Genomic DNA, 19013 nt, shown 5'->3' on the forward strand with positions numbered 1-19013 from the left:
CAGGTCGAAGTGAAGCGCGGGACCGTCGTCCTCGTGGAGCCGACGGTAGGACCCGCACCACCCGACGGGGCCGCAAGGCCACGCCGGGGCGGGCAGGTGGCGCAAGACCCGCCCTGGGCGGGAGAGAAGCGAGAGACCGTCGCCAGGACACCCAGCTCAGGCTATGGTGGCACCGTCACGGGACCTTTCGGGCGGAAACGCCCGGAATGCTGACATCCCACTGCGGAATCAGTAACGGCCTGTAGTTCACCACGCATCGGAAGCGAGGCTCGATCAGTGCTGCGCACCCTTATCAACGGCAAGATCCACCGTGCCACGGTCACGCAGGCCGATCTGCACTACGTCGGATCGGTCACCATCGACGCCGACCTGATGGACGCCGCCGACATCGTCGACGGCGAGCAGGTCCACATCGTCGACATCGACAACGGCAGCCGGCTCGTCACCTACGCGATCACGGGCGAGCGCGGCACCGGCGTCATCGGGATCAACGGCGCCGCGGCGCGCCTGGTCAGCCCCGGCGACCTGGTCATCATCATCTCCTACGCCCAGGTCACCGAGGCCGAGCGCGCCGAGCACGTCCAGCACATCGTGCACGTGGACGCCGACAACAAGGTGATCGCCCTGGGCAACGACCCGGCGGAGCCGGTCCCGGGCAGCACGCTGGTCTCCGGGCGCTGATCTCCCCGGCCGTGTCCGCACCGGCCCGCGGACACGGCCGCCACCCCCGTTCACTGGCCGGTTCCGGCCTGCTCGGGGATCCCGGGACCGGGTATGTCCTGAGAAGGCATGGACACACGGGACGAGGAGCGGCGCCGGGTCGCCGAACACATCGAGTGGCAGAAGCAGGGCGCCTGGGTCGTCCTCTGGGGCGTGTACACCCGCCGGTTCTGGGCGTACGCCTGCTGGCCGGTGATCCCCCGCGACGGTGTGGTCATCAGCGCCGAGGATCCCCACCACCTGTACACCCACATGCGCCAGGTCGAACGTGAGCACGGATATCTGAGGTGGCGCTACGGCCGCCGATGACGAAGGACTACGATTCGTCCCATAACCGATGAATCGGAAGGTCGTCCCGTGTCCACAGAAACCCTCCCGCCGACCGGGAGTCTGACCGAGGACCGTCGCGCCCTCCTGCAGAGGCGGACCGTCATCTCGCTGATGCTCACCCAGGTCGTCGGCGCTGTCGGCATGGGCGCGATGCTCGCCGTGGGGGCGCTCATCGCGCAGGACCTGACCGGGTCCGACGCCTGGGCCGGGATGGCCACGACCATGATCACCCTGGGCGCCGCCGTCTTCGCGCTGCCCCTGGCGTCGCTGGCCGCCCGTCACGGCCGCCGGCCGGGACTGGCCCTGGGCTGGGCGCTGGGTGCCGTGGGCGGCACGGTCGTCATCGGTGCCACCGTGCTGGGCTCGTTCGTCCTGTTCCTGGGGGGCATGGTGCTCGTCGGCGCGGGGACCGCCACCAACCTGCAGGCCCGCCACGCCGCCGCCGACCTGTCCTCCGAGCGCAGCCGGGGCCGCGACCTCTCGATCGTGGTGTGGGCGGCCACGGTCGGCGCGGTGGCGGGACCCAACCTGATCGGGCCGAGCGGAGGGGTGGCACAGCGGCTGGGCCTGCCGGACCTGCTGGGGCCGGCGCTGTTCACCACCGTCGGGTTCGTCCTCGGTGCCGTCCTCACGATGGTGCTGCTGCGCCCGGACCCGTTGAAGACCGCCACCGCCGCGGTCGCCGCGGCCTCCCGCGCGGCGGGGACGCCCGAGACCGCCAACGGCCCCAGGCTGTCGGTCCCCGGCGCGTTGGCCGTGGTCGGCCGTACCCCCGCCGCACTGCTGGCGGTCGTGGGCATCGTCGCCAGCCACACGGTCATGGTCGCGGTCATGACGATGACCCCGGTGCACCTGTCGCACCACGGGGCTGCCCTGACCGTGATCGGACTGACCATCTCCCTGCACATCGCCGGGATGTACGCGTTGTCGCCGGTGGTCGGCTGGCTGACCGACCGCTTCGGCCGACTGCCCGTGCTGCTGTCCGGGCAGGTCGTGCTGCTGGTGGCGGTGGCCGTGGCCGGGACGGCCGGTGACGACGAGGTGCTGGTGGCCACCGGCCTGGTTCTGCTGGGTCTGGGCTGGTCCTTCGGGCTGGTGTCGGGGACCGCGCTGCTGGCCGAGTCCCTGGCACCGGAGGTGCGTCCCCGGGTCCAGGGCGTCAGCGACCTGTTGATGAACCTCGGCGGCGCGGCGGCCGGAGCGCTCTCCGGTGTGCTGCTGGCCCAGACGGGCTTCGGCGGCCTCAACCTCTTCGCGGCCCTGTTCACCGTCCCGGTGTTCGTTCTGGCCCTGCGCGTGCTGGCGGCCCGGCGCCGCTCGGTACCGACCGGCTGAGCCGCCGCCCGCCGAACACTGCCGTAGCTTTACCGGAAACGCCCCCGCAGCTGCCGTGCGACTCCCCTTCGCGCGGTTACCGTCCAACTGTGGCGCCCGTCGGCCCGGGTGGGCGCAGCAGCCGGACGTGAGGGGTGGTCCCTGTGACCGATCGAGAGCCCGACCGAGGACCCGAGGAACGGTCCGGGGCGTCCCCGGACCCGGTGAACCACCGTCCGCCCGAGGAGTGGCGCCCGGGGGACCCCGGCGACCCGATGCGGGGCGGTCCGCAGCCGCCGGGGGAACCACCGCACGAGTACGGCCAGGGGTTCGCTCCTGGGGAGCACCCCACGGGGGCGCCGCCCGAGCCGATCACGGGTGAGTACTCAGAGGGCCCCAGCGGCGCGTCCCAGGCGGGGTTCGAGCACGCCGGGTACGCTCCGGGCTACGGTGAGGCGGACGAACCGGGTGCCGGGCCGGGAACGGTCCCGCCCATCGGGCAGCCGTGGACCGGGCCGCCAGGGCCCGGACCGCAGACGGGTCCGCAGGCCGCGCAACCGGGCTGGACGCAGCCGCCGGGCCAGGGCCGGCAGGGCGGCGTGTACGGCCGGCCCCCGGCCTACGTCCAGGGGCCGGGCTACGGGCAGGGGACACCGTCGGCGGGCTACGGGCCCTACACCTACGGGCAGCCGGAGGAGAAGTCCACGCCCTGGGGCAAGATCATCGGCATCGGCTGCGGAGTCCTGCTGCTCGTCATGCTGGTCAGTGCCGTGGTGTCGGTCCTGATGTTCGTCCTGGTCGACGTGGGCTCCGGCTAGTGGTCGCGGGCCCGGCCGGGGCCGGTCAGGGGGCCAGCGCCGGGTCGCGCAGCCACTCCGACAGGGTCTCCTGCCGCTCGCTGTCGCACTTGAGCGGACACGTCGTGCAGAAGCCGTGCTCGGGGTCGCCCTTGTAGTCGAAGCAGCACGTGCCCCGGACGGCCCACGTGCCCTGCGGGTGCTCGGGCGCGAAGGGGAAGAGCCGGGGTCGCTTGCGTGTGACCGCGCCGGCGGCGACCACGGCGTCCCCGAGCCGGGACGCCAGGTCCCAGGCCTGCTCGGGGTCGCGGCCCAGGTAGCGGGCCGGATTGAGCATGTAGAAGTGCAGGGTGTCCAGCACCCAGCCCCACAGTGTCCGGCGCCCGGCCCTGGAGTGGGCGTGCAGGGCCTCCACGAGGGGGCCGACGGTGGCCACGAATCCTTCCGCGGCCATCCCGAGCTGGTCGTCCTCGTCCCGGGCGACCACGGTGTCCGGGTGGTCGGCGGCGGGGTCGTCGGGCAGGACCGCCAACCGGGCGTCGACCACCGCGGGGGTGCCGAAACGGCAGCGCCCGGTGTCCCAGGGCAGGACGAGGGAGTGCGGGGCCAGCACCGGGGCCCGACCGGTCAGGTACAGCGAGGCCGAGAGCAGGAAGATCGGTTCGCGCAGGGTGGCGCGCAGGAAGCCCGTCGCGGCGGGGAGGCGGTGTCCCGGGCCGTGCTCGGTTCGGAGCTTGTCGAAGAGCACCGGCAGGGAGCCGTCGTGGGCGAGGGTGTCGGCCCGGTGCCGCTGCAGGACACCCGACGGCGTGCGGCGCAGGTCCTGGGACGTGACCAGGTCCGGCAGGGGCGCGAACCGCAGGGACGCACACGCGTCGCGGATCGCGTCGAGCGGATCAGGAGTCACCACGGAACCTGCCCTTCGTCGCATGAAGCCGTCATGTACCGGGGTGGGTGCGGTCGCAGTGACCACCGGTGTGACGGTTCCATCTGCGCCTCTTAAGTGAGGCTACCCTAACGATTCGGCCGACCGCAATGATCATCGGCGTGTCGTGACCCTCCCTTGGGTCGGAGAAGACGCTGGTCCGGGCGGGAGCGCGGCCCGGGGGCGGTGGTCCCGTCCACCCCGTCGGGCCCGCGCAGGCCGTGGACGGTGCCGGGGCGCACGGTCGGATCGAGCCTGTCCAGCGAGCGTGCGGCCTCGTATGCTGCTCCTGATCACCGCCACGCTGCGCGAGACCATCCGTAGGGAGGTCGAGATGGGCCGGGCCGCCGCGGCGGCCGGGACCACACTGTCCGAGAGCGAGCGCGACTACGCCCGGGCGCTGCGCAGCGTGGTGGCCCCGGAACGGTTCCCCACCATCACCCGCATGCTGGACGACGGGGACCTGGACCAGGAACCGGCCCAGGTGCCGCCGGAGGGCGGGCGGACCGGAGGGCCCGCCGAGGGACCGGACTTCGGGCTCCAGCGCGTCCTCGACGGAATCGAGGCCCACGTCCGCGCCGCCGCCGGGGCGCGTGGGGCCGGGGCCCTCGCCCCGGCCTCAGCGCACCAGGACGAGGTGGTGCCGGGCCAGGGCCACGACCACCCGGGCGGCCTCCTCGGTCGAGGTCCCGGCGCGCTCGGCGAGGCCGGCCACCGTCAGCACCCGCTGCTCGGCCAGGGCCTCCAGCACCGGCGCGGCCGCGGCCGGGAGCCGGTAGCGCTTGCCGGACACCGACACCGCCACCCGGCCGTCCTCGTGCTCCAGTGGCGGAGGCAGGACCGGGACGAACTCCACCCGGGCGCCGGGCGGCGGCGGATCGTCCTGCACGGCCCAGGGCAGCGCGAACGACGTGCGCCGGGGGAAGCGGGCGTCCCGCTCGGCCAGCACCTCGTCCACGTCCCACGCCTCCGCCAGCTCCAGCAACCGGGCGACCAGCGCGTGCTGGTGCTTGCGCCGCTCGTCGGGGGCGGCGAAGCGGGGCAGGTCGCGGCGGAAGGACTCCTCCTCGAACAGGCGGCGCACGAGCGTGTTCGCCCAGTCGATCCCCGTGGCCCGGGTGAAACCGAACGTCAGGTGCATGCTCACGCCACCGGTGCCGGTGACCGTGTGCCACCACCCGCGCGGGACGTGGATGATCTGCCCGGGCCGCAGCACGCCCTCCCAGATCGTGTGCGTCCGCCCGTCGGCGTCCACCGGCGCGGTGTGCGCGTGGTCGGTGTCGTCCTTCATCGGGAACGCGCGCGTGCCCGGGCCGTGCACCTTCCAGTGCTTGGTGCCCTCCAACTGCACGATCATCGTGTCGTGGTCGTCCCAGTGGGTGTCGAAACCGCGCGATTCGCCCCAGATCAGGTACAGGTTGGCCTGCACACGCTCGCGTACCAGCCGCATGAGGTCGTCGGCCGCCGCACCGACTCCGGGGTGCATCCGGTCGACGCTGTCCAGGACCAGGCTCGCTCCCGCCCGCAGCTCCCGGTAGAGCGCCTCGGGGCGCACGATCCGGCGCGCGGTGCGCGAGGAGGTGCCGTTCGCGGTGTAGCTCTCGACCGGAACGGGGGAGCCGTCCCGGTGCAGGCGCAGGCGCGGGGGCTCGGGGGAGCACGCGGTCAGAACGTCGTTGAGATCGTCGAAGGTGAAGAGTGAGCGGACGGCGTCGGGGCCCAGTTCGGCGAAGAAGAACTCCTCCGACAGGCGGGTGGTCAGGGCCTCCCGGCCCACGACGTCGCTCAGGGCGGTGAACAGCTGGCCGGCGTCGGTCACGGCGGTCCTTCCACGAGGGGGCCCGTCCGGCCCGGGCCCCGGGGCCCGGGCCGGACGGGCGGGGATCAGATGAAGTCGGAACTTCCATCGGTTCCGTCGCTGTCGCCGCCCGCGGTGATGTCGCGGGAAGTGACCTCCGCCAGGTCCTCGACCTCAACCTCGATGGGGTCCATGCGCACCGCACCTCACTTTCTGTGTGCTGTTACCTTCTCGGGCAGGGCGGCCACCGCGTTCAGCGCGGCAGCAGCCCCGTTCGTTGGGCCGCGAACGCGTGCGCGTCCGCGGCCAGGCCGACCGCCCGGCTGACCGCGCGCGGTCCGTGGCCGACGTCGCGCTCGTAGCGCAGCAGGACCGGGGGGCGGCCCTCGTGGCGCGCCGCGGCCAGCAGCGCCGCGCACATCTTGCGCGGATGGGCGGCGCCGGTCCTGGTGTCCCCGGCGAAGCCGGTGAGCAGGATGCTGGGATAGCGGTGGCCGGGCGAGTGGACGGCTCTGTCCAGGACCCGGTGGTAGGGGGAGTAGGACATGAGCACGGCGAAGTCGTCGGGGTCGGCGGCGGTGCCGAACTCGCGGGTCCACATCCGGCCCAGCCCCAGCTGCTCGAACCGGGCCATGTCGGCCAGCGGAGCGGAGGCGATCACCGCCTCGCACAGGTCCGGCCGGGCCGTGGCGGCGGCCAGGACCAGGAGCCCTCCGGCAGAGCCGCCGGACAGGCACAGCTGGTGCCGTGCGCACACGTCCGCGTCGACCAGGGCGTCGGCCGCGGCCACCAGGTCCTGCACCGCGCGCGGTTTGTCGCGCCCCGAACCGCGCAGGTGCCAGTCGCGCCCGGCGTCGCCGCCGCCGCGCACGTGGGCGACGGCGTAGCGGCCCCCGGCCTGGAGCCAGGCCAGCACGGTGGCGCTGAACCCGAACTGGCGCGGTCGGCCGAAGCCGCCGTAGGCGTGCAGGATCGTCGGGCCCGGTGCGGGCGGTGGCTCGGGCGCGTCCTCCGGGCAGGGGCGCTCGCGCAGGGTGAACACGCTGATCGGGACCCGGGTGCCGTCCTGGGAGCGGCACCAGTGCACCGTGCGTCGGACGGAGGGCGCGTGCCCGGCCTCGTCCCTCCCACCTGCCCCGCTGGGCTCATCGGACGCGTGAGCCGTCGTGTCGGCACCGGCGTGCCCGGGCCTGCCCGCGGCCTCCGTGGGCGGAGGGAGGGCGGGCCAGGGCCGGGGAACCGGGTCGCCCGGGGCCAGGGACAGCACCCGCTGCTGGGCGGCCACGTCCGCGTAGCCGAAGTGGACCGTCCCGTCCGGAGCGGCCTCGGGCGCGGACACCATGCCCTCGCCGGGCAGGTCCACCGCGTACAGCCGGGCACCCGTGCGCGCGTCGTGCACGACCGCCTCGCTGATGCCCAACCGGGTACGCGCCACGAACAGGGCGGGTCCGTCCGGACCGGAACAGGGGGTGAAGGCGTCCAGCGTGGCGCCGGGGTCCTCGGCCACGACCTCCCGCCAGTGCTCGACACCGGGCTCGTGCGGGGAGACCGCGCAGATCCGCCGGTGGGGGGCCCGCAGGGTGGTGCGCAGGTACAGCAGGCCGTCCGTCCCGAGCCGGGCCTCGGTCTCGCCCTCCTCGCCGACCTGCACGGCGTTCAACCGCGGGCCGCGGGTGCGGCTGGGGCGCTCGCCGAGTCCGGCCAGCCACAGGTCCGTGCGGTGTCCGGTGCCGTGGCTCTCGGTCACCAGCAGCCAGCGTCCGCCCAGGACGCGCACGCCGGGCACGGTGTCGGGCGCCGTGCAGGCGTGCACGAGGGTCTCGGCTCCGTCGGCGACCCGCCGAAGCCACACTCCGCGGACGCCCCGGGCTCCGTCGCGCCGCACGTAGCAGAAGGCGGGACCGTCGCCGGGCAGCCAGGCCACGTGGGAGTAGCGCACGCCGTGGACGGCGGGCCCGACCTGGGCGCCGGAGTCGGTGCGCAGTACGCGCAGGCCGCCGCGCTCGACACCGCCGGAGGAGGTCTGCAGTGCGACCAGGCGGCCGTCCGGGTCGGGCTCCCACGCGTCGAGGGTGGTCCGCCCGGAGGGGTCGTCCTCGGCGGGGTCGAAAACGGTGCGCGGCGGGCCCTGGCCGTCGTCGTCGAACACGACCAGACGCGGGTGTTCGGCGCCGGCCGGGCGCAGTGTGGTGAAGACCCGGCCGGGACGCAGGACGGGCGGCGTCCACAGATCGGTGTCCACCAGCGCGCGGATCCGCTCCGCCAGGCGGCCGCGCAGCGGCCAGGTGGCGGCCTCGCGCTCGTACTCGCGGCCGCGCTCCTCGATCCAGTTGACCGTCGCGGGGGAGTCGGCGGTCTCCAGCCAGCGGTAGGGGTCGGGCACGGCCCGTCCGTGGAGGGTGTCCAGGACGGAGGCGGGGTCGTGGGCGAGGGCGGCTCCGGGGGCTCGGTTGCGCACCATCACATGCTTCGGTCTGGTGGCGCGACGGTCAAGACAAGGATGCCTGACTCCAGGGCACATCAGTGTCACCGGAAGGTCAGGTTTACCTGGAGCCGCCTGTGCGGGCAGGTACGACGACGGGGCCGTTCCCGGCCGCCGAACGGCGGCCGGGAACGGCCCCGGAGAGCCCGACCGGGCCCGGACTCCGCTGAGTCCTAGACGTTGTCGGGGTGGCCGATCGCCAGGCCGCTCTCGTGGTCGAAGAAGTGCAGCTGGCTGACGTCCACCGACAGGCTGATCGTGTGGCCCGGCTTGACCGAGCTGCGGGGGCTCACCCGCGCGGTGAACAGCGACTTGTTCTCGCTGAGGGGCATCGCGGAGTCGTTGTTCTCCTCGTCCCCCGCGGCGTCCTTGGCCAGGGCGGCGGCGTCCTCGTGGCGGATCGGCGGGGCGTCGACGCTGAAGATGACGTTGATCTCCGTGCCCAGCTCCTCGGTCACGCCCGCGGTGACCTCGATGCGCGGGTCGTCGTTGCCGTCGAGCGCGGCGTCACTGAAGTCGGAGGGGCGGATGCCCAGGATGAGCTTGCGGCCCAGGTAGTCGCGCAGCCCCGGACGGCTGTCGAGCACGCTCGCCGGGATCGGCAGCTTGTGGTCGGCGAAGCCGAGCACCGCGCCGTCACCGTCCTGGCTGAGTTCGGCGTCGACGAAGTTCATCGCCGGGGAGCCGATGAAGCCGGCCACGAACAGGTTCTTGGGCGCGTCGAACAGGCGCTTGGGGGTGTCGACCTGCTGCAGGCGGCCGTCGCGCATGACCGCGACCCGGTCGCCGAGCGTCATGGCCTCGATCTGGTCGTGGGTGACGTAGACGGTGGTGACGCCCAGGCGCTCGTGCAGCTGGTTGAGGCTGGCGCGCATCTGCACGCGCAGCTTCGCGTCCAGGTTGGACAGCGGCTCGTCCATGAGGAAGGCCTGCGGCTCGCGCACGATCGCGCGGCCCATGGCCACGCGCTGGCGCTGACCGCCGGAGAGGGCGCCCGGCTTGCGCTTGAGGTAGGGCTCCAGGCCCAGCATCTCGGCGGCCTCGCTCACGCGGCGGGCGATCTCCGACTTGCTGACCTTGCGCAGCTTCAGGCCGAAGGCCAGGTTCTGCTCGACGCTCATGTGGGGGTAGAGCGCGTAGTTCTGGAAGACCATCGCGATGTCGCGGTCCTTGGGCGGACGGTCGTTGACGACCTCGTCGCCGATGGCCAGCGTGCCGTCGGAGATCTCCTCCAGGCCGGCGATCATGCGCAGCGCGGTGGACTTGCCGCAGCCCGAAGGGCCGACGAGCACCATGAACTCGCCGTCCTCGATCTTGAGGTTGAGGTCGTTGACGGCTTTGACATTGCCGCCGTAGATCTTGTCGACGCCGTCGAGGACGATCTCCGCCATGGTTGTCAGCTCCCGCTGGATCGTGGTGTGCGGTGAGGGGGGTCTCGTGGCCGACGACCCGTGTTCACCGCCCCTGGTTCCGAAGTTGATCGAATCAGGAAGTTTCAGTGATCACATCACACACGATCTTGATCGAAATGTCCAGAGTTGGGGCAGAGTTGATCTGATTGCGGTCAGACACAAACCCCCGGTGCTCAGCTGGCGTGGCGGGCCCAGGTGCGTTAGCCTGTCCGACGGTTCTTCACTTTCTCCCCTTCACCACCGCGACACGGCACCGACGACACGGCCGCCGGGTTGAGGCACGAGGTTGGGGAGTCTGGGTAACCTAACGACCAGTCCAGCACTGGACGGACCGGTTGTGCGGCCCCCGCTCGTCCGATCTGACGCCGCATCACACGCCAGGTGCGGTTGCGATCGGGTGAGGGGAGGAGTACCGCGACCGGGCGGGGGGTTGGACCCGGAAAAGGCCCGAACATCCAGTAGACAACGGTCTTCCGAGCTCGCCGCCGACGGGACGGAGCCGGTCCGAAGGGTGGCTCGGGCCTTTTCCGCGTCCCCCCATATGCTCTAACCGCCAGCATCCCCACGCCAGCGGAAAGCGAGCTACCCAGGTGGTCGCCGAGCACACCGAGCAGGGCGAGTCCCCGCGCTCCGACAGACCCGCGTCGAGCACGACGGGGGAGGGGCCCGTGGCCGCGGTGCCACCCACGCCCGCGACCGTGGCCCCCCTGGGCCGCCACTGGGGGCGCTACGACCTCCTCTGGCGGGTTCTGGCCGCCGCGGGTTCCGGTCTGGCCCAGCTCCTGGCACTCCCGCCCTACGGCCTGTGGTGGCTGGGGCCGCTCAGCGCCGCGCTGCTCGCCTTCGCCGTGGCCGGGGCCCGGCTGCGCCGCGCCGCCTGGCTCGGCGCGCTGTCCGGCGCCACGCTCATGGTGCCGCTCGTGCGGTGGCAGGACATCTTCGGTGTCGACGTGTGGCTGGCCATCGCCGGTGCCGAGACCGTCTACTTCCTGCCCATGGCGATGGGGATCGCGCTCGCCGTACGCCTGCCCGGGTGGCCCGTGTGGACCGCCGCGCTGTGGGTGGCCCAGGAGGCCGTCCGCGCCCGCTGGCCGCTGGGGGGCTTCCCGTGGGGCAAGCTCGCCTTCGCCCAGCCCGACACCCCCTTCGTCGGCTACGCCGCCCTGGGCTCCTCCGCGCTCGTGTCCTTCGCGGTCGCCCTGACCGGCGGCGTGCTGCTGTGGGCCGCGCTGCGCGCCCTGTCCGCGACGGCCACGGCCCGTGCGCGCGCGGTCTCGGCCGCCGCGGGGGTCCTGGTCGCCGCCGCCGTGCTCGTCGGCGGGGTCCTGGCCCCGTCGGTCGCCCGTCCCGCGCCCGCCGAGACCGTCACCGTCGCCATGGTGCAGGGCAACGTCCCCAACGTCGGTGAGATGTCGATCCTGGGCGAGCGCATGCAGGTGCTGCGCAACCACGCCGACGGGGTCCACGAGCTCGCCGCGGCCGTCCGCGCGGGCGAGGAGCCCGCGCCGGACATGGTCCTGCTGCCGGAGAACGCCACCGACATCGACCCCTTCCGCGACCCCGAGGCCGAGGAGATCATCTCCGCCGCGGCCCGGGACATCGGCGTCCCGCTGCTGTGGGGGATGAGCCGGTTCAACGACGACGGCACCCGCTACGTCCAGAGCGTGGTGTGGGACCCCGAGACCGGGCCCGGGGACGTCTACGTCAAGCGCTATCTGGTGCCCTTCGGCGAGTACATCCCCTACCGCGACTTCTTCACCCGGTTCGTGCAGCGCCTGGAGCAGGTCAGCTCCGACGCCGTGCCCGGCACCGAGCCCGGAGCGATCGACGTCGCGGGCACCACACTGGCCGTGGGGATCTGCTTCGACGTGGCCTTCGACCCGCCGGTGCGCGAGTCGGTCGCCGCGGGCGGCCAGATCATCGTCATCCCCACCAACAACGCCAACTACAACTTCACCGGGCAGACCCAGCAGCAGCTCGCCATCACCCAGCTGCGCGCCGTGGAGCACGGCCGCTCGGCGGTGGTGGTCTCCACCAGCGGCGTGAGCGCGGTCGTGGACCCCGACGGCACGGTCGCCTACGAGTCGCCGGAGGCCGAGGCCGACGTCCACGTCGCCGAGGTCACCGCCATGGACGGCCACACGCCCGCGACCCGCCTCGGCTCGGCGCCCGAGGCCGTCCTGAGCGCACTGGGGGTGGCGTCGGTGCTCGCCGCCGTCATCGTCACGCGCCGCCGGGCGCGCGGCTGAGGATCGACGGCCGGGGGAGGGCCCCGCACACGGCCCGTTCGCCAGGCGGGCCCGACCGTCAGGGGTGGGCCCCGCCCGGCGGGGAACGATGAGGGACACGGGGACGTTCTTCCCATAGACCCCCACCGCCCTTGAGTTGAGGATGGTTCACGATGCCGCTGCTGGCCGTACTGGCGCTGATGGCCCTTCCGTTCGTGGAAGTGTGGCTGATGATCGTCGTGGCCGGATGGATCGGGGTGCCCTGGACCCTGGCCGTCCTGGTGTCGCTGACCGTCCTGGGGGTGTTCCTCCTGCGCCGGGCCGGAACCAGGGCCTTCCGTGACGCCGACCAGGCCATGCGCACGGGCGAGCCGCCGCGGGGCGGCCTGCTCGACCCCCTCATGCTGATGGCGGGCGGCGTGCTGCTCGTCGTTCCCGGCTTCGTCACGGCGCTCCTGGGACTGCTGCTGGCCACGCCGGTCACCCGTCCCGCCCTGCGCTGGGCGTTCGCCGGATGGGCCCAGCGCCGGATGCGCCGGATGCAGGAGCGGATGAACGAGGAGTTCGTCGCCCAGGGCGCCCGGATTCCCGGTCAGGGAGGTCCGGGGGACCCGTTCGGCCGCCGCCCCGGCGGCGACCCGGGGAAGGGCGACTCCACCGGATCGGGTGGCGGCCGGGTCATCCAGGGCCGGTTCGAACCCGAGCGCTCCGACGACACGGACCGCTCCTAGCCCGGCGTCGGCCACTGCCGTGGACGCCCGGTCCGTGAGACCGTTCGAGTTCCCCGGGGCCCGCCCCGGGCGGACGTCAGAAGAGCGAGTCAACGGCGAAGGCCGCGCCCAGCAGCCCGGCGAACAGCAGGATCGTGATCGCGGTGCACACCAGCATTATGAACCCCTGGAAGTGGGCGTGGTACAGGGGCAGCCGCACCTGGGGGTGGGCCCGGCGGAACTCCTTCATCGGTGGAGCCTCCGGGGCCAGCCACTGCTCACAGGGCGCGCCGAGCCGCTGCCACAGCTCCGCCAACTCCTCCTCCGGCCAGCCTCCGGTGCCGAAGCTGATCGTGCGGCCGTCCGTGTCGGCGATGACGGTCAGCACACCCCCGTTCTTCACCCCGCTCGGATCCTCCGCGTAGATCGCCTTGGTGACCCCGGCGATCCGGTTCCGGGGCAGCCTGCGCGTACGCCCCCGCCAGTTCCGGTGGACGATCTCGTCCGGAGTGAGAACCAGCCGACTGTTGCGGTAGAACAAGATGCTGCAGAGGACAAGCACTCCGCAGAGCATGATCATGAAGGCGCCGAGGCTCATCACGCCCACGACACCGGATCCGGGGTCGTCCTGCTCGAAGGAGTACCAGGCGGCGGCGGACTCGACCACGAGAGTGATGAGCGCGATGACCAGGAGCACGATCGTGCCGGGGCGCTTCATCTCCTCCCGGTAGGTCCTGGAATCGGGTCCCACCGTGAACGCGTTGGCCGTCTCGTGCCGCATACCTCTCCCACCGCCGTCCCGAACCGGGGCCGGCCCCGGGGCCGGCCCTGTCACAGGTATCCGACGGACGCCCCGAGAGCCCGGTTCCCCGCCGCGTGCCGCGGGTCCGATCCGCGCTGATCGGCGGTCCGACGCGCCGTGCCCGCGCCCCGGGGGTCAGGCCACACCCAGCAGGCGCTCGGCGCTCGGCCAGATCTCGTCGAGCAGGGCGGGATCGTTGCGGACCCGGGCCAGCAGCACTGCGCCCTCGATCTGCGCGACCATGGAGCTGGCCAGAGTGTCGGCTCCGGTCGCCGACCCGACCAGACCCGCCTGCTGTGCCTCTCCGATGAGGCGGGCGACCATGGCGACCTGGTCGTCGAACACCTCGGCCAGGCGCCGCCTGACCTCCGGCTCGTGCCCGCTCAGTTCCAGGGCGAGGTTGCCGTAGAGGCATCCGTGGATCATCCCCGACTCGCTGTGGTCGGTGCGCTGATCGCCGACCAGGCATTCGACCAGGGCCCGGAGCCGGCCCAGGGGGTCCTCGGCCGTCTCCGCCAGGGCCGTCTCCAGCGCCTGGCGCTCCTCGGCCCAGTGGCCGTCGACCGCCTCGACGGTCAGGGCCTGCTTGGAGTCGAAGAAGTGGTAGAAGCTGCCCTTCTTCACACCCGCGTCGGCGCAGATCTCCGCGACGCCGAGGGCCGTGTAGCCCCGGGTGCGCATGAGTCTGCGTGAGGAGTCCAGGATGCGTTCCCTCGCGTCGCTCGTCCGTCCCATGGGCCGAGAGTATACGGTCGGTCAACTATCCGCACGGGAGGTCCGGTTCCTGTCTTGCCAAATAGTTGACCGGTCGTCTACCTTTCTCTCCATGGGCAACCGAGCCCACCCGACCCAGGGAGAGAACCCCCAATGCACGATGTTCGAGTCGCCGTCGCCTTCCACAGCGGCTACGGCCACACCGCCCGCCAGGCCGAGGCGGTCGCCAGGGGAGCCGCGAGCACGAGCGGAGCCCGGTCCTCACTGCACGACCTCACCGTCGCCGACGACGCCCTCTGGCCGGCCCTCGACGCCGCCGACGCGATCGTGTTCGGCACCCCCACCTACATGGGCGGTACCTCCGCCGTCTTCCAGGGCTTCGCCGAGGACACGGCGGCCGTCTGGCAGGAGCGGCGCTGGCAGGGCAAGCTCGCCGCGGGCTTCACCAACTCCGCCGGGATCAACGGCAACAAGGACACCGCGCTCAGCGCGCTCGCGGTCTTCGCCGCACAGCACGGGATGATCTGGGTGCCGCTCGGCCTGGCCCCGGGCGGCGAGTACAGCAGCCAGGGCAGCCCCGAGGACCTCAACCGCCTGGCGGGCTTCACCGGAGCCATGGCCCAGTCCCCGGCCGACCTGGGCCCCGACCGGGCGCCGACCGACAGCGACCTGCGGACGGCCGAGCACCTGGGCGCCCACATCGCGACGGTGGCCGCCCAGTTCGCGCGCGGGCGCGCCGCGGCGGCGGCGTGAGCCCCGGCCGGCGGTTCGGCGCCGCCCTCACCGGGGTTCTCAATATCCGCCACCCGGTGATCCAGGGACCGTTCGGCGGCGGACTGTCCACGGTCGCCCTGGCCGCCGCGGTCTCCGAGGCGGGCGGCCTGGGATCCTACGGCGTGCACGCCATGGCCCCCGAACGGATCGGCCCCCTGGTGGCCCGGATCCGCGAGGCCACGTCGGCGCCGTTCGCCGTCAACCTGTGGATGCCGCGCGCGGAGGAGGAGCGGCCCGTGCCGGACGCGGTGTCGCTGGCCGCGCACACCGACCGGCTCGCCGACCGCTACGCCGAGTTCGGGCTGACGCCGCCCGACCTGGAGGCCGTCAACCAGCGGGTGGACTTCGAGGCCCAGGTGGACGCGGTCCTGGCGGCCCGGCCACCGGTGATCAGTGTCGTGATGGGCCCACCGTCCCGGCGGCTGGTCGAGGGTGCCCGGCGGATCGGGGCACCGCTCATCGGCACGGCCACCACGGTCGCCGAGGCCCGTGTCCTGCAGGAGGCCGGCTGCGACGTGGTCGTGGCCTCCGGAAGCGACGCGGGCGGGCACCGCGGCTCGTTCCTCGCGCCTGTCCGCGAATCGCTCGTCGGCACGTTCTCCCTGGTTCCCCAGGTGAGTGACGCCGTGAACGTACCCGTGGTCGCGGCGGGGGGCATCGCTGACGCGCGCGGCCTCGCCGCGGCCCTGACCCTGGGCGCCGACGGCGCGCAGGTCGGGACCGGCTTCCTGCGCACGCGGGAGTCGGGGGCGGTCCCGGCCCATCGGGAGGCACTCGGGTCCGAACGGGCGGAGACGACCGTGCTCACCCGGCTCTTCTCGGGGCGGCCGGCCAGGGGGATCGCGAACGAACTGGTGCGGGGCATGGCCGACGCAGAGGACCGGGTCCCGCCCTACCCGGCGCAGAACAACCTCATGCTGCCGATCCGGGCCCGGGCCGCCGAACTCGGCCGGTCGGGGCAGCTCAACCTGTGGTCCGGTCAGGCGGCCCGCCTCGCCTCCGGCGGTGGGGCCGAGGACTACCTGACCGCACTCGTGGCCGACGCCGGGGAGATCCTCGGAGCCCGGCTGTAGACAGCCGGTGCCCGGTGCCCGCCTCCGGGCGGGCGCCGGGCACCGGGCGGCCGTGCAACGGACAGCGCGCCCGCGCGGGCGGTGCCGGGAGTGGCAGCCGATGCGGGGACGGCGCACAGGGTGGCCGGGCGACGTGAGCGCAGGCCCGTGATGGGTACTGCGGAAGGTAGAGGATCCGAGCGGAACCCCAGGTGACAGCATGTCAGCACGATGCGGGATCGACACGGTCGTGTCGGCTCTGGCGCTCGACGGCCAACTGAGCTCCTTCACGGAGCTCCCGGATCTGGTGACCCGCGAAGCCGCGCGGGCCGGACTGTTCGAGACGCGCGTCTTCCTGGCCGACCGGCAGGAGCGCGTCCTGCGCGAGATGACCGGTGACGGACCCGACGCCCACGGCGGTGGCGAGGAGATGCGCATCGACGGCACGGTGGCGGGCCTGGCCCACACCAAGGGCGAGACCGTGCGCGTCGGCCAGGAGCACCGCTGCTGGGTCCCGGTCCTGGACGGGGCCGAGCGCCTGGGTGTGCTGCACGTGGCCTACGAGGGTGAGCCCGACTCCCGGGCGATACGGATCCTGGCCTCGATGGTGGGACTGCTGGTGGTCGACAAGCGCGCCAACAGTGACGCCTACGCCCGGCTGATCCGTACCAGGCCCATGTCGGTCTCGGCGGAGATGCAATGGACGCTCATGCCGCCCAGCACCTTCACCAACGCCAGGGTCACCATCTCGGCAGCCACCGAACCCGCCTACGAGAACGCGGGTGACTCCTTCGACTACGCCCTGAGCCAGGAGGGCGCGCACATCGCCGTGTTCGACGCGATGGGCCACGACAACGCCGCAGGACTCCTCGCGAACCTGACGGTGGGCGTGTTCCGCAACCAGCGCCGCAAGGGCACCGCGCTGGGTGACATGCCCCGGGCGGTCGAGCTCATGCTGACCGAGGAGTTCGTGCGCACCCGCTTCACCACCGCGGTCATGGGCGAGCTGAACACGGCCACCGGTGATCTGCGCTGGGTCAACTGCGGCCACCTGCCGCCGGTGCTCATCCGGGGCGGCAAGGCCCACGAGCTCGATTGCGAGCCCTCCCACCCACTGGGGATGCGGCTCGGACTGCCGGTGACGGTGTGCCATGAGCAGTTGGAGCCGGGGGACCGGCTGCTGCTGTACACCGACGGCATCATCGAGGCCCGCGACGCACGGGGAAGGGAGTTCGGACTCGACCGGTTCGTGGACTTCGTCGTCCGTCACGACGCCGACCAACTCCCCGTTCCCGAGACGCTGCGGCGCCTGGTCCAGGCCGTGATGACCTATCACCAAGGCAGGCTCGACGACGACGCCACGGTGCTGGTCTGCGAGTGGCACGGTTGAGAGGGGACCCGCGTGCGAGGCCTTGTCGGCCCGGCCCGGCCCGGCCCGGCCCGACCGCTCCGGCGCCCGCGGCTCGCCACCCGCCATGCCGAGGGCTCCCCGGATACCCGCTACTCGTCGCCCTCGCCGTCACGCCGTCCGCGCGTCATCGTGCGCCGCACACGGACGCCGAGCCCGGCCCGCGCACCGGCGTTCGCGTCCGGGCCGGTCAGCGCGCACAGCGCCAGCAGTGCCAGGGCGGCGGAGCCGAACAGCACGGCGCCCATCGGCACCGCCGTGGTCTCGTCGAGCCCGACCAGGGGTGCGGCCACCGCGCCGACGACCATCGGAAACGCCCCGATCAGCGCGCTGGCGGCGCCCGCCCGGCGCTCCTGCCCGTGCATCGCCAACGCGAAGCCGCAGGCGAGCGTCGCGCCCATCGCGGCCATGTACACGAACAACGGCACCGCCAGGGCGATCAGCGGGGCGTCGACCAGGGTGGCGGCGAGCACGGCCCCGGTCGACGCGACGGCCGCGACGGCCGCCGCGCGCAGCAGCGTCCGCTCCGACCACCGGTCGCTCAGGCGCCCCACGGAGGCGCTGCCCAGGACCATCGCCAGCCCGTTGACGGCGAACAGCACACCGAAGGCCTGTGCGGACACCCCGTGCAGGTCCTGGTACACGAACGGCGTCCCCGCCACGTAGGCGAAGCTTCCGCCGTGCAACAGCCCGACCACCAGCGCGTACCCGAAGAAGGACCGGTCGCGCAGGAGCGCGCCCATGGACCGGAGCGATCCGCCCACACTGCCCGGAACGCGCCGCTCCCGCGGCAGGGTCTCACCCAGCCCGAGCGCGGCGACCAGCGTGACGGCGGTGCCGAGCACGGCGAGGAAGACGAACACGCCCCGCCAACCGCCCAGCGGCAACCACAGGACCCCGCCGCCGATCACGGGCGCGATCAGCGGAGCGACCGCGGTGATCGCCGTCAGGACCGCGAAGAAGCGGGTCAGGTCGCCTCCGCTGAACACGTCGCGCACGACCGCCCGCGAGAGCACGAGCCCGGCGGAGGCGGTGAAGCCCTGGAGGAAGCGCGCCGCGACCAGCGTGCCGGCGGTCGGCGCGAGCGCGCACAGCAGGGACGAGAGCACGAACAGGGCCAGGCACACCAGCAGTGGACCCCGCCGTCCGCGCGCGTCGCTGAGCGGGCCGACGACCACCTGGCCCGCGGCCAGCCCGACCATGCACGCGGTCAGGCTGAGCTGCACCACGGAGGCGGCGGCGTCCAGGTCCTCGGCGATGGCCGGGAGCCCCGGCAGGTACATGTCGATGCTGACCGGCCCCAGGACCGACAGCAGGCCCAGGAGCAGGGCCAGGCCGATGCGGGCGCGTCCGGTCGGATGCTGCGGTGTCACGGCCCTCCCTGGGCGCACTCGGTGGATACTCGCCCTGCTGCGCGTCGCCCCGGTGGCACTCCCGCCGCCTTCTCATCAGCCGGTGGCCGACTCCGGGCCGACTCCTTCCCCGGCCCCGCGAGAGCACCACTGGATGCCCCGCTCACGACGGGCGGCACCCGCCGAGTGCGCCCT

At 73.1% G+C, this 19013-nt stretch carries 16 protein-coding genes; 9 read left to right on the forward strand and 7 right to left on the reverse strand.

The genetic code is table 11. From position 1 onward, the window contains the following. The first annotated feature begins 276 nt into the window (after positions 1 to 276). From panD to M1P99_RS22350, 4 genes are all read left to right on the forward strand, one after another. Entirely contained in the window at positions 277 to 681 is a 405-nt protein-coding gene (panD, locus tag M1P99_RS22335; RefSeq protein ID WP_304454530.1) for an aspartate 1-decarboxylase, read from the forward strand. 108 nt (positions 682 to 789) lie between these two features. Beyond that, positions 790 to 1029 (forward strand): hypothetical protein, encoded by a 240-nt coding sequence (locus tag M1P99_RS22340; protein ID WP_304454531.1) that lies wholly within the window; start codon positions 790 to 792, stop codon positions 1027 to 1029. Between the two features lie 48 nt (positions 1030 to 1077). After that, entirely contained in the window at positions 1078 to 2385 is a 1308-nt protein-coding gene (locus tag M1P99_RS22345) for an MFS transporter (protein WP_304454532.1), read from the forward strand. A 143-nt stretch (positions 2386 to 2528) separates the two neighbouring features. Continuing rightward, positions 2529 to 3182, forward strand: a complete 654-nt coding sequence (locus M1P99_RS22350; protein ID WP_304454533.1) for a hypothetical protein — start codon at positions 2529 to 2531, stop codon at positions 3180 to 3182. Between the two features lie 25 nt (positions 3183 to 3207). Here the strand turns inward: M1P99_RS22350 and M1P99_RS22355 are convergent, their stop codons facing one another. From M1P99_RS22355 to M1P99_RS22370, 4 genes are all read right to left on the reverse strand, one after another. Further along, a complete protein-coding gene (locus M1P99_RS22355) occupies positions 3208 to 4068 on the reverse strand; it encodes a (2Fe-2S)-binding protein (RefSeq protein WP_304454534.1) in 861 nt (286 codons plus the stop codon). A 637-nt stretch (positions 4069 to 4705) separates the two neighbouring features. Then, positions 4706 to 5905 (reverse strand): JmjC domain-containing protein, encoded by a 1200-nt coding sequence (locus M1P99_RS22360; protein ID WP_304454535.1) that lies wholly within the window; start codon positions 5903 to 5905, stop codon positions 4706 to 4708. 232 nt (positions 5906 to 6137) lie between these two features. Then, positions 6138 to 8345, reverse strand: a complete 2208-nt coding sequence (locus M1P99_RS22365) for a prolyl oligopeptidase family serine peptidase (RefSeq protein WP_304454536.1) — start codon at positions 8343 to 8345, stop codon at positions 6138 to 6140. A gap of 194 nt (positions 8346 to 8539) precedes the next feature. Then, complete coding sequence (locus M1P99_RS22370) at positions 8540 to 9757, reverse strand: ABC transporter ATP-binding protein (RefSeq protein ID WP_304454537.1); 1218 nt, start codon at positions 9755 to 9757, stop codon at positions 8540 to 8542. A 611-nt stretch (positions 9758 to 10368) separates the two neighbouring features. Here M1P99_RS22370 and lnt point away from each other — a divergent pair. Next, on the forward strand, positions 10369 to 12027 hold the full coding sequence (lnt, locus tag M1P99_RS22375) for an apolipoprotein N-acyltransferase (protein ID WP_304454538.1): 1659 nt from the start codon (positions 10369 to 10371) through the stop codon (positions 12025 to 12027). A gap of 152 nt (positions 12028 to 12179) precedes the next feature. Next, entirely contained in the window at positions 12180 to 12737 is a 558-nt protein-coding gene (locus M1P99_RS22380; RefSeq protein ID WP_304454539.1) for an FxsA family protein, read from the forward strand. A gap of 76 nt (positions 12738 to 12813) precedes the next feature. Here the strand turns inward: M1P99_RS22380 and M1P99_RS22385 are convergent, their stop codons facing one another. Further along, positions 12814 to 13497 carry a hypothetical protein gene (locus M1P99_RS22385; protein ID WP_304454540.1) on the reverse strand — a complete coding sequence of 228 codons (684 nt, stop codon included), beginning with the start codon at positions 13495 to 13497 and terminating at the stop codon, positions 12814 to 12816. A 156-nt stretch (positions 13498 to 13653) separates the two neighbouring features. After that, the gene (locus M1P99_RS22390; RefSeq protein ID WP_304454541.1) at positions 13654 to 14253 is read right to left on the reverse strand and encodes a TetR/AcrR family transcriptional regulator; all 600 of its coding nucleotides are present in this window, start codon (positions 14251 to 14253) and stop codon (positions 13654 to 13656) included. Positions 14254 to 14385: 132 nt separating this feature from the next. Between M1P99_RS22390 and M1P99_RS22395 the strand changes: the two genes are divergently transcribed. From M1P99_RS22395 to M1P99_RS22405, 3 genes are all read left to right on the forward strand, one after another. After that, positions 14386 to 14985, forward strand: coding sequence for a flavodoxin family protein (locus M1P99_RS22395; RefSeq protein ID WP_304454542.1), 600 nt, complete (start codon positions 14386 to 14388; stop codon positions 14983 to 14985). Continuing rightward, complete coding sequence (locus M1P99_RS22400) at positions 14982 to 16079, forward strand: nitronate monooxygenase family protein (RefSeq protein WP_304454543.1); 1098 nt, start codon at positions 14982 to 14984, stop codon at positions 16077 to 16079. The genes M1P99_RS22395 and M1P99_RS22400 overlap by 4 nt, the downstream gene beginning before the upstream one ends. A 199-nt stretch (positions 16080 to 16278) precedes the next feature. After that, positions 16279 to 17448 (forward strand): PP2C family protein-serine/threonine phosphatase, encoded by a 1170-nt coding sequence (locus tag M1P99_RS22405; RefSeq protein WP_304454544.1) that lies wholly within the window; start codon positions 16279 to 16281, stop codon positions 17446 to 17448. A gap of 110 nt (positions 17449 to 17558) precedes the next feature. Here the strand turns inward: M1P99_RS22405 and M1P99_RS22410 are convergent, their stop codons facing one another. Further along, entirely contained in the window at positions 17559 to 18839 is a 1281-nt protein-coding gene (locus tag M1P99_RS22410) for a multidrug effflux MFS transporter (RefSeq protein ID WP_304454545.1), read from the reverse strand. Between the last annotated feature and the right edge of the window lie 174 nt (positions 18840 to 19013).

It is taken from the genome of Nocardiopsis sp. YSL2 (assembly GCF_030555055.1).
Taxonomy (GTDB): Bacteria; Actinomycetota; Actinomycetes; order Streptosporangiales; family Streptosporangiaceae; genus Nocardiopsis.